Raw genomic sequence first — 18534 nt, 5'->3', positions numbered from 1 at the left:
CCCGTGCCGACCACGGTCTTCGCGATCTGCCTCGGCGCCAGTCTGGGCGCGCTCGCGCGCTGGCGGCTGGGCGTCTGGCTCAACCACGCGGACACGGTCCTGCCCTGGGGCACACTGGCGGCCAACCTGATCGGCGGCTACCTCGTGGGCGTCTGCGTGGCCGTGTTCGAGCATCTGCCCGAGCTCGACCCGGTATGGCGCCTGGCCCTGGTCACTGGCTTCCTGGGCGCGCTGACCACCTTCTCCAGCTTCTCGGCCGAGGTCGTGGCCATGCTGCAGCAGCAGCGCTACGGCCTGGCCCTGGGCACGGCGGCCCTGCACCTGTTCGGCTCGCTGCTGCTGACGCTGGCCGGCATCCAGAGCGCGCTGATCGTCATGGGATCGCCGGGGCGCTGACGCCGGCCGGCACGCCGTCAGAAACGCGGCGCGGAAACACCCTTGCCATCAGCCCCGCCGCGCCGCGCCGTCTCGACCGGCGGCAGGGGTATGAAGCTCCCGGATGCCGGCGCGGCAGGTCCGGCGCCGGGCGCGGCCAGGACGATGCCCGGCGGCAGCACCTCCGGCCCCATGAGAACGAAGTCCGGCACGATCCATACCCCGAGCATGGACAGGCTGACACTGACCCCGACCGGCGCCAGCAACCAATGCGGGCCGCGCGGACGCCAGGAACGGCGGGGATGACCAAAAATGCGGTGCATGGCATTCCTCCTTGTTGCCACCGGTGGGGCAGCACGCCATGAAATCTTGTGGTGGCGACAAATATAGGCAAGGTTCCCGACGTTTCCAATCCCACAAATGCGTGAGCCGCGGGCTCTCAGCCGCCGCCGCGCTGCATGTAGAGGTCGAAGCGCCTCATGAAGGCCTGGCGCTCGGCCTCGTCCAGCCCGGTGAAGCGAAAGCGCACGTACAGGCGCGGCAGGCGCATGAGGGCGATCACGCGCGGCTCGCCGCGCCGCCAGGACAGCGCCAGTGCACCGCTACCGATCTGCACCGACACCGCCGCACCTTCGCGCTGCCAGGGATGCTCGCCGATGGCCGCGGGCAGCCAGCCCAGCCACTCGGCCTCGGTGCAGGCCATCTCGCGCTCGAAGGACTCGGGGTAGCGAGACTGCACGGCGAAGGCGGGCTCAGCCCCCGGCGATCGGCGGCCAGATCGCCAGCACGTCGCCTTCGTCCAGCACCTGCGCGAGGCGCTGCTCGGGGGCTATGTAGTGGCCGTTGACCAGCACCAGGTGCACCATCTTGGGTGGCAGGCCGAAGGGCGCGATCACCTGGGCGATGGTCGCGCCGGGCGCGACCTCGAGCGGCAACTCGTTGCCCGGCTTGGCCGAGGCCGGCAGATGGTCCGACAGCGAGGCGAACAGCTTGAGCGTGATCTTCATCGCCGGCGCGCATCGGCCGCGCCGCTCCAGGCATGCTGGGCCTGGGCGCTGGCCAGGTAGGCCTCCATGAGACGGGTCGGGTCCTGCTTGAGGAAGTCCTTCCAAGGCCCCAGCCGGACCTGGCCCTCGACCAGGCCGCGCATCACGCCCACATGCTCGGTCCAGCCCACCGCGTTACAGCCCACCAGCAGGTCGTCCTTGAACTGCAGGCTCAGGTGCCGGCCGGCGGCCTGGTCGGTGAGCTCGGCATGCTCGCCGCCGGGCACGCCCTGCCAGTCGCCGAAGCTGGCCGAGATCAGGCCCAGGGTGTCGAGCACGTTGATCTGTGTCACGCCGCGCAGTTCGGCCGGCAGCCCAGCCATGTTGAGGGCCGCCACGCGCGCCTGTTCGGCCGCGTTGGGCTGGATGGCGCTGACGATGGTCCTGCCACTGACCTTGTCGAAGGCCTCGGCGCAGTCGCCGGCGGCATAGATGCCCGGCACATTGGTCTGCAGGTGCTCGTCGGTCAGCACGCCCTGCAGGCAGGTGATGCCCGAGCCCTGAAGGAAGTCGATGGCCGGCTTGACGCCGGTGGCGCTGATCACGAGGTCGACTTCGAGCGTCCTGCCACCGGACAGGCGCACGCTGAGCGCCCCACCGGCCGCGGGCGCGATGCCCTCGACCCGCGTGCCGGTAAACACCTGCACGCCCTGGGCCTCGCACCAGTCGCGGATCATGCCGCCGGCCGTGGGGCCCATCATGCGCGGCACCATGCGGTCGCCCATCTCGACCACACTGAGCTGCACGCCGCGCTGCTTGAGCGCCTCCATGATGATGCAGCCTATGAAGCCCGCGCCCATCTGCAGCACGCGCGCCCCGGGCTGGGCCAGCGCCATGATGCGGCGCGCGTCCTCCAGCGTCCAGCAGGGGTGGACGCCGGGGCTGTCCATGCCCGGGATGGGCGGGCGCACCGGACGTGAGCCGGTGGCGATCAGCAAGGTATCGAAGTCCAGGCGCTGGCCGTTGTCCAGCGCCACGCTGCGGCCTGCCACGTCGACCGACAGGGCGCGCGCCTGGACCAGGTCCAGCCCCAAGTCGGCGTAATGCGTGGCGCCCTTGCGCAGCCAGGTGCCGCGCTCGTCGATGTCGCCGATCAGCAGGTAGGGAATCGCCATGCGCGAATAAGGCGCCTCCCTCTCCTCGCCGACCACGGTGATGGCGTCGCCCTGCGCGTGCTTGCGCAGGGTCTCGGCCGCGATGATGCCGGCCGGGCCGGCGCCGAGGATCAGGTGCTGCGCCATGCTAGGGCCGGTTCACAGGCCCTAGAGGCCGAGGCGGGCCTTGGTGTCGGGCGTGGGCCTGCCCTCGCTGTCCCAGCCGCGCACCGCGTAGTACTTGGGCAGCATCTCGGCCAGGTGGTTCACCTGGCCCTTGGACGGGCCGGTCTTGGCCGGCTCGCTCAACAGGCGCTTGGGCAGGCTGTCGTCCTTGGCCGTGAAGCCGGCGGCGTTGTTGAACTCGCGCTCCATGTTCCAGATGCGCTCGCCGACCTTCTCCAGCTCCTCGGTGGTGTAGGCCTGGTCGCAGGCGGCCTGCAGCTGCGGCGCCAGGTCGGCCAGGCCCCAGGCGAAGGTGGTGAAGATGCACAGGCCCGAGGAGTCGAAGGCCGCCGTCGCGTCCTGGAAGGCCTTGACCAGCTCGGGCTTGCCCTCGGTCGCGACCGGATCGGTCTTGACCGGAATGCCCAGCACTTCCGACGCGATGGTGTAGCCGCGCAGGTGGCAGCCGCCGCGGTTGCTGGTCGCGTAGGCCAGGCCTATGCCCTGGATGCTGCGCCCGTCGTAGGCCGGGAACTCCTGGCCCTTGGAGCTCATGGACAGGTCGGGGTGGCCGTACTTGGCGGTCAGGCGCTTGGAGCCCTGGCCGAGCTCCTTGCCGAAGCCGCGGCCGTTCACGGTCTCCTCGGCCAGGAAGGCCAGGGCCTGGGCCGAGCCGAACGGCGCCTCGATGCCGATCTGCTCCTTGGCCAAAACGCCCATCTCGTAGAGCTCCATCACCGCGCCCACGGTGGCGCCGAAGCTGATCGGGTCTATGCCCTCCTCGTTGCACAGCAGGTTGGCGTACTGCAGGGCCTCCAGGTCGTTCACGCCGTTGGCCGCGCCCAGGGCCCAGGCGGCCTCGTACTCCAGGCCGCCCGAGGCGCCCCAGTACTGCGGCTTGTTCTGCACCGTGAAATGGGTCTCGTCGATCTTGCTGATGCGGCCGCAGGCGATGGTGCAACCGAAGCAGGCCTGGTTGGTCACCAGCTGCTTCTTGCCGTCGCTCTGGCGCGGCGTGGCCATGGCCTCGGCCGAGATGTCCTTGGCGCCCTCGAACTGCACGTCGCGGTGGTTGCGCGTGGGCAGGGCGCCGACCTCGTTGATCACGTTCATCAGCACCTGGGTGCCATAGGTCGGCAGGCCCTGGCCGGTAACGGCGTTGTCGGCCAGGATCTTTTTCTTCTCGAAGGTGACCTTCATGAAGGCCTTGGGGTCGCGGATGTTGCCCACGCCCTTGGTGCCACGCACCGCGATGGCCTTGAGGTTCTTGCTGCCCATCACCGCGCCGACACCGGAGCGGCCGGCCGCGCGGTGCAGGTCGTTGACCACCGAGGCGAACAGCACCTGGTGCTCGCCGGCCTTGCCTATGCTGGAGACGCGCAGCAGCGGGTCCTGCAGGCCCTTCTTGAGCAGAGCCTCGGTCTGCCAGACGCTCTGCCCCCAGAGGTGGCTGGCGTCGCGCAGCTCGGCCAGGTCGTCGTTGACGTAGAGGTAGACCGGCTTGGGGCTCCGGCCCTCGAAGATCACCATGTCCCAACCCGCCATCTTGAGCTCGGCGCCCCAGTAGCCGCCCGAGTTGGAGCAGGCGATCGCGCCGGTCAGCGGGCTCTTGGTGATCACGGTGTAGCGCCCGCCCGTGGAGGCCATGGTGCCGGTCAGCGGCCCGGTGGACCAGATGATCTTGTTGTCCGGCGACAGCGGCTCGACCTTGGGGTCGATCTCCGAGATCAGGTACTTGGAGCCCAGGCCGCGCGAGCCCAGGTAGTCGCGCGCCCAGCCCATGTTGAGCGACTCCGGCGTGATGGTGCCGGTGCTGAGGTTGACGCGAAGGAGTTTTCCAGCCCAGGACATGTCGTTTCTCCTATCAGGTGGCGGAAGCCTGGTTGCCGAGCTTGTCGGCCCACTGCTTCATGCGTTCCAGGCCGGTCCAGTTGGCGTCGATGAAGGTGATGGCCCCGGTGGGGCAGGCCTCGGCGCAGGCCGGCTGGCCGCCGCACAGGTCGCATTTCTGCACCTTGCCGGTTTCCTGCACGTAGTTCACGGTACCGAAGGGGCAGGCGATGGTGCAGACCTTGCAGCCCACGCAGGTGGTCTCGTTCACCACCTTGGCGCCGGTCAGCTTGTCGACCGTGATCGCCTCGACCGGGCAGGCGTGCAGGCACCAGGCCTCGTCGCACTGGGTGCAGGTGTAGGGCACCTTCTTGCCGGTGTCGTGAAAGTCGAACACCTTGATGCGCGACCTGGCCGGCGCAAAGACGCCGTAGTTCTCGAAGGAACAGGCCATCTCGCATTGCAGACAGCCGGTGCACTTGTCCGGGTTGATGTGCAACACCTTTTGCATGCGTGCCTCCTTGGGTAGTGGCATCGGCGATGCCTTGCCTATGAACCGGTATGCATAGGCATTGTTGAACTGCGGGCGTACCCGCACCCCAGTGAAAACCCTAGGACAACGACCGTGGCGCTCAGAATTTCTCAGCTTGAGACAGTCGTTGCTACCATGCGCTCATGTCTCCCCTGCCCGTTTTGCGTCCCACCCCGGTAGACCGGCTGCCGCTGATCGAGCAGGCCCGCCGAGCCGTGCTGGGCCACGAGGGCGCCCTAGCGCCCCTGGCGATAGCGCCCTGGATCGAGCGCTCCTGGCGCCGCTGCCTGTCCAGCGGGCAGGCGCCGCAGCAGGCGGTGGGCTTCGAAGCCGTATCGGCCCAGGCCGCCAGGCGCGCCCAGGAGGCCAGCCGCCCGCTGGTGCTGGCGGCAAGGCCGGTGCTCGACCAGCTCATGCGCGCCATGGCCGGCACGCGCTACTTCGCCATCCTGACCGATGCCCAGGGCATCGTGGTCGACGTGAACGGCCCGATAGACCGCGGCGACCGCCGCGCCGACCTGATCGCCCGCGTCGGCGTCGACCTGTCGGAGCGCGCCGTCGGCACCACCGCGATCGGCGCCGCGCTGACCGAGCTGCAGCCGGTCTGGCTGCACCGTGGCGAGCATTTCTTCGCGGCCAACAGCGTCTACAGCTGCGCCGGCGCGCCCCTGTTCGGGCCTCATGGCGACTGCGTGGGCATGCTGGACCTGACCGGCGTGGAGGCCCCCGAACGGCCGGAGTTCAAGCACCTCGTCACGCGCTCGGCGCGCAGCATAGAAAACCAGCTGCTGCTGGGCCGGCCGCATGCGCTGCTGCTGCGCCTGAGCTGGCCGGGTGGCACGGCGGGCGGCGACAGCGACGGCCTGCTCACGCTGGACGCCGAGGGCCGCGTGCTCGGCAGCAACCTGGCAGCACGCCAGATGCTGTCGCTGTCGCCACGGACGGCAGAGGGCGCGCCGCCCCTGCATTGCGCGGACCTGTTCGCCCTGCCCTGGCAGATGCTGTTCGACGGCGCGCGGCAGGCGGCGGCCGCCCTCGAGGCGCCCCTGTGGTCCGGCCTGCGCCTGCAGGTGCTGCCGCTCACGCGGGAAGCGGCGCTGGCCCATGACAGGCACCGTGCCGTCGCGGCGCCCGTGGCGCCCATGCAGCTCAAGGACCTGGAGACCGCGCTGATCCGCAAGGCCGTGGACCAGACGCGCGGCAACGTGGCCGAAGCGGCCCGGGCCCTGGGCATCAGCCGCGCCACCGTGTACCGCAAGATCGGGCGTCCGGGCCGCCGCTAAGCGGGACGTCCACCCTGCCCCCTGAACTCTCAGCCCGGCAGGGCAATGACGACGGCCGATTCGTCCAAGGTCATGGCGATGCGGCTGCCCGAGCGCAGGCCGCTGGCGGGCGGCGCAAACCCCACCAGCTGCAGGCCGGCGTCCAGCGCCGCGGCCACCTCGTCGCCGCTTTGGCCGCGCGAGACGCGGCTGGCCCGCCCCGGCAGGAGGTTGGCCCCAAGCGAGGCCTGGGCGTCGGCCACGCGGCAGACCGTCACCGCCGTGGCCTTGCACAGGGCCAGCACGGGTTGCCCCTCGCGCAGGCCCAGCAGCTCGGCACTTTCACGCGTGATGCGCGACACCAGGACCGCGCCATCCGCCAGTTGCAGCCGCACCCGCATGATCTGCCCCTGGTCTTCGAGCGCCTGCACGGTGCAGGGCAGCTGGTTGCGCATGCTGGTGCGCACCGACAACTGGCTCAGCGCCGGCAGGCCCACGCGGGCCGCGCCCGGCTCCCGCCCCTGCAGACGCGCCAGCACCTCGCTGCGTGCCTGCTCCAGCTGGTCGGCCGCCGCCAGCAGCTGCAGACCGGCCGGCGTGATGCGCGCCCCGCCGCCGCCCGCCCCGCCCACCACCCTCTCGACCAGGGCCACACCCGCGAGGTTGGTCAGCGTGTCGATCGCCTGCCAGGCCGCCTTGTAGCTGACCCCCGCCTCGCGCCCGGCCTGGGAGATGGAGCCGCTGCGCCCCACCAGGCGCAGGATCTCGACGCGCTTGTCCGCGGAGGCGTGGCTGAGGGCCGCGGTGTAGCCGATGGCGGAGGGAGCTTTTGCGGACATGTCGCGATTCTGCACGCCCCCACCCCCGCCCTCGGCCTATGGCGTGCTAGACTTTCGCTATTCAACAAAGTAATAGCGAATCGCCGCCATGTCCGCGCGCCTGCCTCGCCTGCTCAGCGCCCTGCTGGGCCTGGCCCTGTCCGCCGCACTGCACGCCGAGGTCGTGCAGGTCGCCGTCGCCGCCAACTTCAGCGCGCCGATGAAGGCCCTCGCGGCCGACTTCGAGAGGGACACGGGCCACCAGGCCCAGCTGTCGTTCGGCGCCACCGGCAAGTTCTACGCGCAGATCAAGAGCGGCGCGCCGTTCGACCTGTTCCTGGCCGCGGACGACGAGACGCCGGCGCGGCTGGACAAGGAAGGCGACGCCCTGCCCGGCAGCCGCTTCACCTATGCCACCGGCAGGCTGGTGCTGTGGTCGGCCCGGCCCGGCTACGTGGATGCCAAGGGCGAGGTGCTGAGGAAGAACGAATTCAAGAGCCTTGCGCTGGCCGCGCCCAAGCTGGCGCCCTATGGCGCGGCGGCAGTCGAGACGCTGGCGCAGCTGGGCCTGCTGGCCAGCCTGCAGCCCAAATTCGTGCAGGGCGAGAGCATAGGGCAAGCCTTCCAGTTCGTGGCCAGCGGCAACGCCGAGCTGGGCTTCGTCGCGCTGTCGCAGGTCTACGAAGGCGGCAAGATCAAGAGTGGCTCGGCCTGGATCGTGCCGGCGCAGCTGCATGCCCCGCTGCGCCAGGATGCGGTGCTGCTGGCCCGCGCCAGGGGCAACAAGGCCGCGGCGGCCCTGCTCGCCTACCTCCGAACCGACAAGGCCAGGGCGCTGATCCGCGCCTACGGCTACGAGGTGTAGCCTTGCCGGATCAAGCCGCCTGGGGCGCCGTCGCCCTGACCCTGAAGCTCGCGGGGCTGACCACGCTGATCCTGCTGCTGCTGGGCACGCCGCTGGCCTGGTGGCTGGCGCGCACGCGCTCCTGGATCAAGGGCCCGGTCGGCGCGCTGGTGGCGCTGCCGCTGGTGCTGCCGCCCACGGTGCTCGGTTTTTACCTGCTGGTCACGCTGGGACCGCAGGGGCCGCTGGGCCAGCTGACGCAGGCCCTGGGCCTGGGACTGCTGCCGTTCAGCTTCGCCGGCCTGGTGCTGGGCTCGGTGCTGTACTCGCTGCCCTTCGTGGTGCAGCCGCTGCAAAATGCCTTCGAGGCCCTGGGCGAGGGACCGCTGGAGGCCGCGGCCACGCTGCGCGCCTCGCCGCTAGACAGCTTCTTCAGCGTGGCGCTGCCGCTGGCCCGCCCCGGCTACCTGACGGCCACCGTGATGGGCTTTGCCCACACCGTGGGCGAGTTCGGCGTGGTGCTGATGATGGGCGGCAACATCCCGGACAAGACGCGCGTGGTCTCGGTGCAGATCTACGACCACGTCGAGGCGCTGGAATACGCCCAGGCCCATTGGCTGGCGGGCGGCATGGTGGCGTTCTCCTTCCTGGTGCTGCTGGCGCTGTACGCGTTGAACCCGACCGGGCGCCGCCGCCCTGGCCGCTGACGAGCCCATGAACGGCATCCAGGCCCGCTTCGAGATCGCCCGCCCCGGCTTCACGCTGGACCTGGCGCTGGACCTGCCAGGCCGCGGCGTCAGCGCGCTGTTCGGCCCCTCGGGCTGCGGCAAGACCACCTGCCTGCGCGCCATGGCCGGGCTCGAACGCGCGCGCGGCGGCTGGCTGCGCGTCGACGGCGAGGTCTGGCAGGACGAGGCGCGGGGGCATTTCCTGCCCACCCACAGGCGGCCGCTGGGCTATGTGTTCCAGGAGGCCAGCCTGTTTCCGCACCTCAGCGTGCGCGGCAACCTCGCCTACGGCATGAAGCGCGTGCCCCAGGCGCAGCGCCGGGTGTCGCTGGCGCAGGCCGTCGATCTGCTGGGGCTGGCCCCGCTGATGGACCGCCAGTCCGGCACGCTGTCGGGCGGCGAGCGCCAGCGCGTCGCCATCGCGCGGGCCCTGGCCACCAGCCCGCGGCTGCTGCTGCTCGACGAGCCGCTGGCCGCGCTCGACGCGCCGCGCAAGGCGGAAATCCTGCCCTACCTGGAGCGGCTGCATGGCGAGCTCGACATGCCCGTGCTGTACGTGAGCCACGCCCTCGACGAGGTGGCCAGGCTGGCCGACCACTTGGTGCTGATGGCGTCCGGGCGCGTGGTCGCCAGCGGCCCCACCGGCGAGCTGCTGACGCGCCTGGACCTGCCGCTGGCCCATGGCGACACGGCTGCCGCCGTGATCACGGGCCGGGTGCGCGACCACGATGCCCGCTACCACCTGACCTGCGTGGACTTCGCCGGCGGCAGCCTGCGGCTGCCGAGCACGCAGCCGCGGCCGACCGGCCAGACCCTGCGCCTGCGGGTGCAGGCGCGCGACGTGAGCCTGGCCCTGCAGGCGCAAAGCGGCACCAGCATCCTGAACGTGCTGCCGGCCAGGGTGCTGTCGCTGAGCGAGGACAGTCCCGGCCAGACCATGGTGGCGCTGGACCTGGGCGGCGCGCGCCTGCTGGCGCGGCTCACGCGGCGCTCGGTCGATGCGCTGGCACTGGCGCCCGGCATGCCGGTCCACGCCCAGATCAAGGGCGTGGCGATTCTGGATTAGGTCCTTACGTCGGACCGCGTCGCCACGTAGATGTGCCAGACCGCGATGAACATCGCCCCGATCGCCGGGCCCAGGATGAAGCCGTTGATGCCGAACGACGCAAGGCCGCCGAAGGTGGTGATCATCACGACGTAGTCCGGCATGCGCGTGTCCTTGCCGACCAGCAGGGGGCGCAGCACGTTGTCGACCAAGCCGATCACGAGCACGCCGTAGGCCACCAGGGCGACGCCCTGCCAGAGCGCGTCCGTCATGAAGAAATAGATCGCGACCGGCACCCACACCAGCGCGGCGCCGAAGGCCGGCAGCAATGACAGCAGGGCCATCACCACGCCCCACAACAAGGCCGCGCTGACGTCCAGGAACCAGAAGGCGAGGCCGCCCAGCACGCCCTGGATGGCGGCCACCAGCAGACTGCCCTTGATCGTCGCCCGGATCACCGTGCTGAACTTGTCGAGCAACTCCTGCTTGTGCTGTGGCGCCAGCGGGATCGCCCGCCGCACGGCACGCACCACGCCGTCGCCATCGCGAATCAGAAAGAACGCGAGGTACAGGGTGATGAAAAGGCTGACCATGAACGCGAAGCCGTCCTGACCGATGCTGAGCGCGTGGGTCGCGATGAACTGGCTGCCTTGTGCCAGCGCCGCGGCCAAGCGGCGCTGCAAGGTGCCGAAATTGGCCAGCCCCAAGCGCTCGAGCAGCGCCAACATCCAGTCCGGCAGTGCGAGGAACACCCCGTTGAAATAGCGCGTCGGATTCCACTCGCCCGACTGTATTCGTTCGTAGACCAGGGACGCTTCGCGCGCCACCGAGGCGGTGACGAGCGCAAAGGGAAGGACCACGATCAGCAGCGCGATCAGCAGCGTCAGCAGCGCTGCCGGTGTGCGCCACTGGTTCAGCCGAGGCAGCAGCCGTCGGTACACGGGCACGAACAACAGGGCGATGATCGAACCCCACAGGATGGTCCCGTAGAACGGCAGCAGGACCCAGCCGAAGGCGAGAGAGACGGCCACCAGCAGCAGCCAAAGCGCCCGATTCTGCTGGGACTCGGCGGCGCTGTCATCCGATGGGTTCATGGGCGTTCAACCCGTGAGCGGACGGGTGCTGCGTCACTGGACGATGTGCGCACGGCTTCCCAGGCCCTCGGCAGCAAGGCGCCTTGCGTCACCTGTCCTTGCCTCGCTCGTCACCCTTGTCCTTGTCGCGCTCCTTCTCCCGCCCCTTGTCCCGCCTGGGTTCCTGCGCCGCGCCCCTGCCCTGCTGATGATCGTCCTGGCGGGACGCCGGTGCCCGATGCTCACGCCGGCCGGCCTCCTGCGGTGGCCCCGAGCGCGCGTCGGCGGGTGCGCCCTGCTGGCGCGGCGAGGGCGAGGAGCGCTGCTCATCCTGCCTCGCACGTCTCTCCTCCGGTGTCCCTCGCTTTCCCCCCTGATCAGGCGCGGGCCCTGGTTGCAAGGCCCGCTCCTGGTAATGCTGCCGCACGACGGCCTCACGCGGCTGGTAACGGTAACGCTGGCTGTGCAGCGCCCTCTGGTCCTGCTCCGCCTGGGGATAGCGATCCCCCGAGTACTGCCGCTGGTAGGCCGGCAGCGGCGCGGGCGCCGGCACGGAACGGCGGCTCCACTGCTCCCATCCGCTTCGACGCTGCTCCCATTCAGGGCCCCAGTGCTGGCCCCAGCGGGGCGGCGCATCGGGACGCCATCCACGGAAGTACCCGGGTGGGCTGCGGTAGTAGCGCACGGGGACTCGCAGCACATACACCGGCACATACTCTGGTGCCACCAGCCCCCAGGGGCCGTTGTACCAGGAGCTCGCGTACCAGCGGTCCGACTGGTACACCCAGTAAAGGCCATCGTAGAAGAAGAAATTCGCCTGCAGCCGCGGCGCGTAGTAGACCGGATAGCCCGGCACCCTGACGAGCTGCGGGTAGACCGGCAGGTTGATCCCGATGCTGACGCCGGGCATCCCGATGCCAATGCCGACGCTGACCTGAGCCAGGGCCGACGTCACCGAGCAAAACAGCATCCACAGCACAATGAGTACGTAGCGCATTTTCTTTCCTCCAGTTGGGTCGCTCGCGTCGACAGGTGGTCAACAGACAAGCGACATGCTCGCCGGATACGCCTCGGGCAACCTGGCCACAGACCGCGCGCGTGCGCCGCGCTGACCGCCCTGCGGCATGGCGCCCTTGGGGCCCTTCAGCCGCGCCCGCCGCCAATGACACGAACCAGTATCACCACGACCGCGATGACCAACAAGACATGAATGAATCCGCCCATGGTGTATGAGCTCACAAGGCCCAGAAGCCAAAGGACAATCAGGATGACGGCGATGGTTCCGAGCATTTCGCTTCTCCTTCTGCCATGACTTTTCGAAACGCAAAACAAGCGGCTCACGGCGACCTGGCTAGTCTTGGCGCGACTGCGCTACGTCTCAGCTGCACCCGGCGTCGGTCGTCGGTCCGGCCACGGGCCGGCGCGAAATGCGCATGCCGTCGGCGGCGGGTCTCTGCCTCTTCGTGCACGAACGCCGGCCACCGCTCCAACAGGGTCCCTGTCGCAGATGCGGTCTGTGCGCCATGACACAGGGCACCGGCGTCAGCTCGACCGGCGTCACGCGAAAGCTCCTCATACCCATACTCGTTCAAAGACAGCCAAGATGCAACCTGCACCGCTCGAAAAAAATCATCGGCGTCGACCCAGATCACGCCAAAGGGCAGAAACAAGGGTCTCCAAGGATTTCGGTCCCAACTTCCGCTTGCCGGTCGAGCTTGCGCCGACTATGGTTGTAACAGGAGGAAGGGTCCCTCACAACGCGGTCGGACCTGGGTGCCTGACAAGCAACAAAGGAGATTCACCATGCAAATTCGCACAGTTCTCGCGGCCGTCGTTGCCGCTGTGGCCCTTCTCACCGCCACGGGTTGCGCGGTGACGCGTGGTCAGGAAACCGTTGGCGCCTACATCGACGACACGGCCATCACCACGGCGGTGAAGGCACGCTTTGTCGAAAACAAGGATGTCGCGGCCTCATCGATCAGCGTGGAGACGCTGAACGGTACCGTGATGCTGTCCGGCTTTGCCAAGAACGCCACGGAGAAGAGCACCGCTGAGAGCATCGCCAGATCGGTCAAGGGTGTGAAGGCGGTCAGGAACGAGATCGCCATCCGTCCGTGATGTCTGTGCCGGACTTGGCGCCGTGATGCTTCAAGGCACCCTTGAAAGGGGCTTCGTATGAACTGGGATCGCATTCAAGGGAACTGGAAGCAAGTGGCTGGCAAGGCCAAGGAGCAGTGGGGCAAGCTGACCGATGACGACCTCGACGTCGTCGCGGGTCGGCGCGACCAGCTCACCGGCAAGATCCAGGAGCGCTACGGCGTCGCCAAGGAGGAAGCCGAGAAGCAACTGGCGGAGTGGGAACGCAAGGCGAGCGACGCCTGGTTCACCGACGACTGAGGCCCCGCGTTCGACGCGGATCGGTCGCTGTCGTCGCACGGCGACGGTGTGGGACCTGCTTTGCGGCGTGCGCTGATCCGGCGGCGTCATTGGTTGCTGGCTGCAAGCGTGTCCCAAGGAGGCATCATGCAGACGCAAGCTTTCCGCTCTCGGGTTTTCACCCTGGTGGTTTTCCTCGCCCTGTCGGCATTCGGCGGCTGGGCCCATGCCGATCCGCCTTCGCGCGTGGCGCGCCTGGGCTACCTGAGCGGCACGATCAGCTTCTCGCCCGCAGGAGAAGACGACTGGGTGCAGGCCTCCCTCAATCGGCCGCTGACCACCGGCGACCGCCTGTGGGCGGATGCGGGCGCCCGGGCGGAAATCCAGGTCGGCGGCGCCATGATTCGCATGAACGCCGGTGCCGGCGTCTCCGTTCTCAATCTCGATGACCGCATCGCCCAGCTGCAACTGACGCAGGGCACGTTGAATGTCCGCGTGCGCCGTCTGGAGCCCGGCCAGGTGTTCGAGCTTGACACGCCGAATCTCGCCCTGACGCTGCGTCAGCCCGGTGAGTTCCGGATCGAGGTGGATCCCGACGCCGACACGACGACGATCGTCTTGCGCAGCGGTCATGCCGAGGTGTACGGTGAGGACGCGTCGTATGTCCTCGATCCGCAGCAGGGGTATCGCTTCACGGGAACCCGCTTGCGCGACTTCCGGTATGTCGATGCGCTGCGTTTCGACGAATTCGATCGCTGGTCGGGCGATCGCGACCGCCGCTACGACAACTCGGCCTCCGCCCGCTATGTCTCGCCCGACCTGGTCGGCTACCAGGACCTTGACGAGAACGGCAGCTGGCGGGTCGACGCGATCTACGGCAACGTCTGGATTCCCCATCGCGTGGCCGTCGGGTGGTCGCCTTACCGCGACGGACACTGGGCGTGGATTGACCCCTGGGGCTGGACCTGGGTGGATGACGCGCCCTGGGGTTTCGCCGTGTCCCACTACGGGCGCTGGGCGCATGTTCGCGGCACCTGGGCCTGGGTACCCGGCCCCGTGCGCACCCGTGCCTACTACGCGCCGGCACTGGTGGTGTTCGTGGGCGGGGCCAACTTCCGGATCAGCATCTCCATCGGCAATGTCGGTGGCGTCGCCTGGTTTCCGCTGGGGCCGCGCGAGGTCTACCGACCCGCCTATCCGGTAAGCCGGGGCTATTTCGAGAACATCAATCGCAGCAACACGATCGTCAACACCACCATCATCAACAACACCTACAACAACCTGAACGTGACCCAGGTCGTCTATGTCAACCAGCAGGTGCCCGGCGCCGTCATCGCCGTGCCGACGACCGCGTTCGTGCAGGCGCAACCGGTGTCCAGGACGGCTGTAGTGGTGTCGCGGGACATGATGGCCGGTGGCTCGGTGGCGGTCGTTCCGCCGGTGGCGCCGACGGAGAAAAGCGTGCGCGGCGCCGCCACGCAGGGCGACAAGCCGCCGGCCCGGGTGTTCGAGCGGCCTGTCGTCGCCCGCACCGCCCCCCCGCCAGCGCCGGTCGGGTTCGCGGCACAACAGCCGCGACTGGCAGCCCGGCCGGGCCAACCACTCGACGAGGCCGAGCGCAAGGCGTTGAAACCGGCGGCGCCAGCGCCCGTCGTCAAAGTGGTCACGCCGACCCAGGAAGCCGTACCTGCCTTGCGTCCACCGGCGGCGGAGCCGGGTGGCCGGCCGGGTGACTCACGCGAAAGATCCGATGAGCGAAGGCCGCCCACGAGACCCTCGGTGTCCGGCGCACCGACCCCAGGCGTCGCCCCGCCACCAGCAGCACCGCCTGCACCGGCCGTGCAACCACCGGAACCACGGGCAAGGCCCGAGGGGCCGCATGGACAGAGAGAGCAGCGCGAGCCGCCGGCCACGGAGCCGCGCGTGGTAGTGCCACCGCAAGTGACGCCACCCGAATCAGCCGATCCGCGAAGGTCTCAACGGGCAAGACCCGAGCCTGCCCCGGCCGACAGGCAAGCTGAACCCCGTCCACCTCTTGCCGTGCCGACACCTGCGCCCCAACCGGCGCCCAAGGAGCAGCCGCGTGCCCAGGACACACCGCCTGCACCGGCCGCGCAAGCACCGGAGCCACGCGCAAGACCCGAAGGACCCCGGGGACAAAGAGAGCAGCGCGAGCCAGCGGCCACGGAACCACGCACGGCAGCGCCGCCGCCGCAAGTCGCGCCAACAACCGAATCGATCGATCCGCGACGGCCGAAACGAACGAGACCCGAGGCCGCCCCCGCGGCCGACAGCCAAGCCGAACCGCGTCCGCCGCTTGCCACGCCGACACCCCCTTCATCGAAACCTGAACCGGCACCAAGGGCGCAGCCGCGTGTTCAGGAACCCAGGTCGGCGGCCAGCCGGGCGGCTGACAGGAAGAGGGAAATCGAAGAGCGGGAGCGCGAAGAGAGGATCCGCCTGCAAAGACCGTGACACGCCAGGGCGACGGACTGCGGCAGGCGATCCACTCTCAACCAGGAGCCTCACATGGGCAACAAGATCGTCACCGAAGCAGACCGTCAACGCACCCCCGCGCCCAAGCCGCTGCAGGGCCTGAGCCTGCCTACCCCCGGCCGTGGCCAGCGCATCAGCCGCGAGCGCGGCTCCGCCACCCGCAGCAAGAAAAACCCGGGCAAGCGCTCTCACAAAGGCGGTTGATTCGAGAACGCGGAGACGGCCAGCGTTGCCCTGGGGCGGCCGGGCCGCTATTCGTCATCGTCCCAGTGCAGCTTGTGCAGCAGTCGGTGCAGCACGGGGATGAACACGAGACCTGCCGCGACGATGAAGATCAGGCCGGCGTACAAGGCATACAGCGCGGCAAACACCTTCCCGCCGTCCGTGGCCGGCACATCGACCGGCCCCATGCCACCGAGCAGCATGGCGCTGTTCAGGAACGCATCGCGCCAGGGCAGATCTTCAAAGTGGCCGTAGCCCGCCATGCCCAGCACAAGAGAACCCAGCAGCAGGCCGACGGCGCCGGCAATGTGCAGCGCGAGACGCCGCAGGAAATGCGTGCGCGGCAACGGCGGGGACTTGAGCGATTCGTACATGCGATGTCTGGTCGAGGCACCCGCCCGAAAAGCGCCACCATAGCCGCTCTGCCTTGCTTACTTCTTGTCGCGCCTGGCTTCGTCCTGAATGCTTTCACCCGTCTTTTCTATCTGCTCTCCGACCTTCTGGGCGGCCTTGTCGACCTTCTCGCCGGCTTGTTCAACCGCCTTGTCGATTTCCTTGCCGGCCTTCTCTGCCGAGCCTTCCTGCTTCTGGCAGCCGGAGACCGCGAGCAGCAACGCGGTCAGCGCCACGGCCGTACGGACGGTTTCACCAAGTTTCATCATCTTGACCTCCTGGTAAGCCACGAACCTGCGCACCCGGCGCATCGCGCCTCGATCACTTCCTAGTCTTGTCGATCTCGTGGCCGATGATGCCGCCGACCGCGGCACCACCGAGGGTTCCCGCCGTGCTGCCGCCCGTCAGGACGGAGCCACCCACCGCACCAACGCCCGCGCCGATGGCGGTGTTCTTCTCCTGTTGCGTCATGCCGGCACAACCGGCCACCATGGCGGCGGTCAACGCGCCGAGCGCGAATCTGTGCATCGTTTTCATGGAATCACCTCTATCTCGAACATCATGTTGCCGTGGCTCCGTCTTTCGGCGATTGCCACGGGTCTATAGGTCAAAGTGATCGCGGACACGGTTCACGTTTTCCTGTTTTCAAGTCTAGGCAATCCTGCCTGACTTGCGCGCGGCCGAGATAGTCTCCCTGTCGGCCTGAACGTCATTCCTCGCCACGCCATTCATCCGCAACCCCAAACAGCCGCCCTTCGAGCGGTACGCCGGACCCTGATCCGCCGACTCGCTCACAGCCAGTACGCCCAGGCCCGGGCGAACAGCTCCTTGAGGCGCAGGTGGAGCGGGCGGCGCTCCCACTGCGCCAGCGTGATGGCGTCGGACGCCGCCAGGTCCTTGTCGAACATCGCCTGGACCTGGCTGCCAAACTCGGTTCCCAGCACCACCGCGTTCAGCTCATGGTTGTGCAGAAAGCTTCGCCAGTCGAGGTTGGTCGACCCCACCGTCGCCCACACGCCATCGACCAGGGCCGTCTTGGCATGCAGGATCACCCCGTGCCTCTCGTAAATCTTGACACCTGCTCGCAGCAGTTGCTCGTAGTAGCCGCGCCCGGCGTGGAACACCAGCCAGGAGTCGGTTCGGCTGGGCAGGATCAGCTTCACGTCGACGCCGCGCCCCGCGGCCGCCTCGAGCGCGGCGAGCAGCTGCGGGTCGGGGACGAAGTAGGCGTTGGTCAGGTACACGCTGGTCTCGGCGCTGCCGATGGCCGAGAGCAGCGTGGCATAAATCAGGCTGTAGGGCTCTTCGGGCGAGCTGCCGATGGCGCGCACCACCTGCCGCCCGACGCCCTCGAGCTGAGGAAAGTAATTCTTCGCTGCCAGCGGATCGCCCTTCTGACTTGCCCAGGTCGCAAGGAACAGCTTTTGCAGCTCGGCCACCACCGGCCCCTGAAGCTTCAGGTCGGTGTCACGCCAGGCCGGCGTACCGACGCGCCGGGCGCGGTCGCGCGCGCCCTGGCTGAACGAGCCGCCGGAGTAAACGCTGCTGATGTTGATGCCGCCCAGGAACGCCGTGCGTCCGTCGACGATCAGCAACTTGCGGTGGTCGCGCTGATTCAGCGCCCAGTCCTTGCGCGCCGCCAAGGGATTGACGGGATTGAATTCGAGCACCTTGATGCCGTTGTCCATCAGCCGCTGGAAGAAGGCCGCCGGGGTGCTGAAGGTACCTGCGCTGTCACGGATGAGATTGACCTGCACGCCTTGCCGCTGCTTGTCGATCAGGGCCTGGGCAAGGCTCTGTCCGACCTCGTCGTCGTCCAGGATGTAGGTCTCCATGTTGATGTGGTCCTGGGCCGCCGAGATGGCTTCGAACATCGCCCGGTAGGTGGCCGGGCCGTCCTGCAGCAGCTGCACCTGGTTGCCGGTGGTCAGCGGGCTGCCAACGATGGACTCCTCGAGCGCCAGGTGCCGGGCGAAGATGTCGGTGTCCTGGCCGCCGCTGCGCAGGCGCTCGAGAATGGCCTTGCTCTGCGCCGCCGACAGCGGGCCGCGCGCCCCTTCCAGCTGCACGGGCGGGCCCGGACGCCGGGCCAGGTCGGGGACAATGACCGGCAGACTGGCGCAGCCGGCCAGGACGGCCAGGCAAAGCAGCCCGAACAGGCGCAAGGCCAGCCCATGGCAGGCACGCCACGGTCGACTCGACAACCTCATGTTCAGCGCCCCTTGGCTCAATGTT

Annotated in this window: 23 protein-coding genes; 9 read left to right on the top strand and 14 right to left on the bottom strand. The window is 68.7% G+C overall.

Annotated features, from left to right (window positions below):
* Positions 1-3 precede the first annotated feature (3 nt).
* On the top strand, positions 4-396 hold the full coding sequence (gene crcB, locus FFS10_RS16065) for a fluoride efflux transporter CrcB (RefSeq protein WP_137895488.1): 393 nt from the start codon (positions 4-6) through the stop codon (positions 394-396).
* A gap of 17 nt (positions 397-413) precedes the next feature.
* Here crcB and FFS10_RS16060 read toward each other — a convergent pair whose 3' ends face one another.
* The 6 genes from FFS10_RS16060 to FFS10_RS16035 form a co-directional block, all read right to left on the bottom strand.
* Positions 414-698, bottom strand: coding sequence for a hypothetical protein (locus FFS10_RS16060; RefSeq protein WP_137895487.1), 285 nt, complete (start codon positions 696-698; stop codon positions 414-416).
* A 116-nt stretch (positions 699-814) separates the two neighbouring features.
* Complete coding sequence (locus tag FFS10_RS16055) at positions 815-1114, bottom strand: hypothetical protein (RefSeq protein ID WP_137895486.1); 300 nt, start codon at positions 1112-1114, stop codon at positions 815-817.
* A 13-nt stretch (positions 1115-1127) separates the two neighbouring features.
* Positions 1128-1382, bottom strand: coding sequence for a sulfur carrier protein ThiS (gene thiS / locus FFS10_RS16050; RefSeq protein ID WP_137895485.1), 255 nt, complete (start codon positions 1380-1382; stop codon positions 1128-1130).
* On the bottom strand, positions 1379-2662 hold the full coding sequence (locus FFS10_RS16045) for an NAD(P)/FAD-dependent oxidoreductase (protein WP_137895484.1): 1284 nt from the start codon (positions 2660-2662) through the stop codon (positions 1379-1381). Before FFS10_RS16045 ends, thiS begins: the two co-directional genes overlap by 4 nt.
* Positions 2663-2683: 21 nt before the next feature.
* Positions 2684-4531, bottom strand: coding sequence for an aldehyde ferredoxin oxidoreductase family protein (locus FFS10_RS16040; protein WP_137895483.1), 1848 nt, complete (start codon positions 4529-4531; stop codon positions 2684-2686).
* 13 nt (positions 4532-4544) lie between these two features.
* Positions 4545-5021 carry a 4Fe-4S dicluster domain-containing protein gene (locus FFS10_RS16035; RefSeq protein ID WP_137895482.1) on the bottom strand — a complete coding sequence of 159 codons (477 nt, stop codon included), beginning with the start codon at positions 5019-5021 and terminating at the stop codon, positions 4545-4547.
* Between the two features lie 164 nt (positions 5022-5185).
* Between FFS10_RS16035 and FFS10_RS16030 the strand changes: the two genes are divergently transcribed.
* The gene (locus tag FFS10_RS16030) at positions 5186-6325 is read left to right on the top strand and encodes a helix-turn-helix domain-containing protein (protein ID WP_137895481.1); all 1140 of its coding nucleotides are present in this window, start codon (positions 5186-5188) and stop codon (positions 6323-6325) included.
* Between the two features lie 29 nt (positions 6326-6354).
* Here the strand turns inward: FFS10_RS16030 and FFS10_RS16025 are convergent, their stop codons facing one another.
* On the bottom strand, positions 6355-7143 hold the full coding sequence (locus FFS10_RS16025; protein WP_137895480.1) for a TOBE domain-containing protein: 789 nt from the start codon (positions 7141-7143) through the stop codon (positions 6355-6357).
* Positions 7144-7231: 88 nt separating this feature from the next.
* Here FFS10_RS16025 and modA point away from each other — a divergent pair, with 88 nt between their 5' ends.
* From modA to modC, 3 genes are read left to right on the top strand one after another with little or no spacing between them, the layout of a single operon-like run.
* Positions 7232-7987: a molybdate ABC transporter substrate-binding protein gene (modA, locus tag FFS10_RS16020; protein ID WP_137895479.1), complete on the top strand. Its 756-nt coding sequence runs from the start codon at positions 7232-7234 to the stop codon at positions 7985-7987.
* Between the two features lie 2 nt (positions 7988-7989).
* On the top strand, positions 7990-8673 hold the full coding sequence (gene modB / locus FFS10_RS16015; RefSeq protein ID WP_137895478.1) for a molybdate ABC transporter permease subunit: 684 nt from the start codon (positions 7990-7992) through the stop codon (positions 8671-8673).
* A 7-nt stretch (positions 8674-8680) separates the two neighbouring features.
* Positions 8681-9760 carry a molybdenum ABC transporter ATP-binding protein gene (modC, locus tag FFS10_RS16010; RefSeq protein WP_137895477.1) on the top strand — a complete coding sequence of 360 codons (1080 nt, stop codon included), beginning with the start codon at positions 8681-8683 and terminating at the stop codon, positions 9758-9760.
* On the opposite strand, the gene FFS10_RS16005 is transcribed toward modC, so the two are convergent.
* The 3 genes from FFS10_RS16005 to FFS10_RS15995 all read right to left on the bottom strand — a co-directional run bounded on the left by FFS10_RS16005 (position 9757) and on the right by FFS10_RS15995 (position 12102).
* The gene (locus FFS10_RS16005) at positions 9757-10833 is read right to left on the bottom strand and encodes an AI-2E family transporter (RefSeq protein WP_137895476.1); all 1077 of its coding nucleotides are present in this window, start codon (positions 10831-10833) and stop codon (positions 9757-9759) included. The genes modC and FFS10_RS16005 overlap by 4 nt on opposite strands.
* Positions 10834-10921: 88 nt before the next feature.
* On the bottom strand, positions 10922-11809 hold the full coding sequence (locus FFS10_RS16000) for a hypothetical protein (protein ID WP_137895475.1): 888 nt from the start codon (positions 11807-11809) through the stop codon (positions 10922-10924).
* 146 nt (positions 11810-11955) lie between these two features.
* Positions 11956-12102 carry a lmo0937 family membrane protein gene (locus tag FFS10_RS15995; protein ID WP_137895474.1) on the bottom strand — a complete coding sequence of 49 codons (147 nt, stop codon included), beginning with the start codon at positions 12100-12102 and terminating at the stop codon, positions 11956-11958.
* 513 nt (positions 12103-12615) lie between these two features.
* Here FFS10_RS15995 and FFS10_RS15990 point away from each other — a divergent pair.
* The 4 genes from FFS10_RS15990 to FFS10_RS23030 all read left to right on the top strand — a co-directional run bounded on the left by FFS10_RS15990 (position 12616) and on the right by FFS10_RS23030 (position 15888).
* Positions 12616-12930, top strand: a complete 315-nt coding sequence (locus tag FFS10_RS15990) for a BON domain-containing protein (protein WP_137895473.1) — start codon at positions 12616-12618, stop codon at positions 12928-12930.
* Between the two features lie 57 nt (positions 12931-12987).
* Entirely contained in the window at positions 12988-13209 is a 222-nt protein-coding gene (locus FFS10_RS15985) for a CsbD family protein (protein WP_137895472.1), read from the top strand.
* 126 nt (positions 13210-13335) lie between these two features.
* Positions 13336-15663, top strand: a complete 2328-nt coding sequence (locus FFS10_RS15980) for a DUF6600 domain-containing protein (protein WP_137895471.1) — start codon at positions 13336-13338, stop codon at positions 15661-15663.
* A 54-nt stretch (positions 15664-15717) separates the two neighbouring features.
* Positions 15718-15888, top strand: a complete 171-nt coding sequence (locus tag FFS10_RS23030) for a hypothetical protein (RefSeq protein ID WP_171016172.1) — start codon at positions 15718-15720, stop codon at positions 15886-15888.
* A gap of 47 nt (positions 15889-15935) precedes the next feature.
* Here the strand turns inward: FFS10_RS23030 and FFS10_RS15975 are convergent, their stop codons facing one another.
* The 4 genes from FFS10_RS15975 to cls all read right to left on the bottom strand — a co-directional run bounded on the left by FFS10_RS15975 (position 15936) and on the right by cls (position 18509).
* A complete protein-coding gene (locus FFS10_RS15975) occupies positions 15936-16280 on the bottom strand; it encodes a hypothetical protein (RefSeq protein WP_137895470.1) in 345 nt (114 codons plus the stop codon).
* A gap of 57 nt (positions 16281-16337) precedes the next feature.
* Positions 16338-16568, bottom strand: coding sequence for a hypothetical protein (locus tag FFS10_RS15970; protein WP_137895469.1), 231 nt, complete (start codon positions 16566-16568; stop codon positions 16338-16340).
* 52 nt (positions 16569-16620) lie between these two features.
* On the bottom strand, positions 16621-16836 hold the full coding sequence (locus tag FFS10_RS15965) for a YMGG-like glycine zipper-containing protein (protein ID WP_137895468.1): 216 nt from the start codon (positions 16834-16836) through the stop codon (positions 16621-16623).
* A 254-nt stretch (positions 16837-17090) separates the two neighbouring features.
* Entirely contained in the window at positions 17091-18509 is a 1419-nt protein-coding gene (gene cls, locus FFS10_RS15960; protein WP_137895467.1) for a cardiolipin synthase, read from the bottom strand.
* Positions 18510-18534: the final 25 nt, after the last annotated feature.

It is taken from the genome of Ramlibacter sp. 2FC (assembly GCF_005503345.1).
Lineage (GTDB): Bacteria > Pseudomonadota > Gammaproteobacteria > Burkholderiales > Burkholderiaceae_C > SCMQ01.
Note: the sequence above shows the minus strand (reverse complement) of the source record. Positions and strands in the feature narration are given on the sequence as shown.

Excerpts from the sequence above, each read along its gene's own strand:
- FFS10_RS15975 (WP_137895470.1), bottom strand. The coding sequence starts at position 16,280 with ATGTACGAATCGCTCAAGTCCCCGCCGTTGCCGCGCACGCATTTCCTG.
- modA (WP_137895479.1), top strand. The coding sequence starts at position 7,232 with ATGTCCGCGCGCCTGCCTCGCCTGCTCAGCGCCCTGCTGGGCCTGGCC.
- FFS10_RS15970 (WP_137895469.1), bottom strand. The coding sequence starts at position 16,568 with ATGATGAAACTTGGTGAAACCGTCCGTACGGCCGTGGCGCTGACCGCG.
- cls (WP_137895467.1), bottom strand. The coding sequence starts at position 18,509 with ATGAGGTTGTCGAGTCGACCGTGGCGTGCCTGCCATGGGCTGGCCTTG.
- thiS (WP_137895485.1), bottom strand. The coding sequence starts at position 1,382 with ATGAAGATCACGCTCAAGCTGTTCGCCTCGCTGTCGGACCATCTGCCG.
- FFS10_RS15965 (WP_137895468.1), bottom strand. The coding sequence starts at position 16,836 with ATGAAAACGATGCACAGATTCGCGCTCGGCGCGTTGACCGCCGCCATG.
- FFS10_RS16005 (WP_137895476.1), bottom strand. The coding sequence starts at position 10,833 with ATGAACCCATCGGATGACAGCGCCGCCGAGTCCCAGCAGAATCGGGCG.
- FFS10_RS15995 (WP_137895474.1), bottom strand. The coding sequence starts at position 12,102 with ATGCTCGGAACCATCGCCGTCATCCTGATTGTCCTTTGGCTTCTGGGC.
- FFS10_RS16030 (WP_137895481.1), top strand. The coding sequence starts at position 5,186 with ATGTCTCCCCTGCCCGTTTTGCGTCCCACCCCGGTAGACCGGCTGCCG.
- FFS10_RS15990 (WP_137895473.1), top strand. The coding sequence starts at position 12,616 with ATGCAAATTCGCACAGTTCTCGCGGCCGTCGTTGCCGCTGTGGCCCTT.
- FFS10_RS16040 (WP_137895483.1), bottom strand. The coding sequence starts at position 4,531 with ATGTCCTGGGCTGGAAAACTCCTTCGCGTCAACCTCAGCACCGGCACC.
- FFS10_RS16045 (WP_137895484.1), bottom strand. The coding sequence starts at position 2,662 with ATGGCGCAGCACCTGATCCTCGGCGCCGGCCCGGCCGGCATCATCGCG.
- FFS10_RS16035 (WP_137895482.1), bottom strand. The coding sequence starts at position 5,021 with ATGCAAAAGGTGTTGCACATCAACCCGGACAAGTGCACCGGCTGTCTG.
- FFS10_RS16000 (WP_137895475.1), bottom strand. The coding sequence starts at position 11,809 with ATGCGCTACGTACTCATTGTGCTGTGGATGCTGTTTTGCTCGGTGACG.
- FFS10_RS15985 (WP_137895472.1), top strand. The coding sequence starts at position 12,988 with ATGAACTGGGATCGCATTCAAGGGAACTGGAAGCAAGTGGCTGGCAAG.
- FFS10_RS23030 (WP_171016172.1), top strand. The coding sequence starts at position 15,718 with ATGGGCAACAAGATCGTCACCGAAGCAGACCGTCAACGCACCCCCGCG.
- modC (WP_137895477.1), top strand. The coding sequence starts at position 8,681 with ATGAACGGCATCCAGGCCCGCTTCGAGATCGCCCGCCCCGGCTTCACG.
- FFS10_RS16025 (WP_137895480.1), bottom strand. The coding sequence starts at position 7,143 with ATGTCCGCAAAAGCTCCCTCCGCCATCGGCTACACCGCGGCCCTCAGC.
- FFS10_RS15980 (WP_137895471.1), top strand. The coding sequence starts at position 13,336 with ATGCAGACGCAAGCTTTCCGCTCTCGGGTTTTCACCCTGGTGGTTTTC.
- FFS10_RS16060 (WP_137895487.1), bottom strand. The coding sequence starts at position 698 with ATGCACCGCATTTTTGGTCATCCCCGCCGTTCCTGGCGTCCGCGCGGC.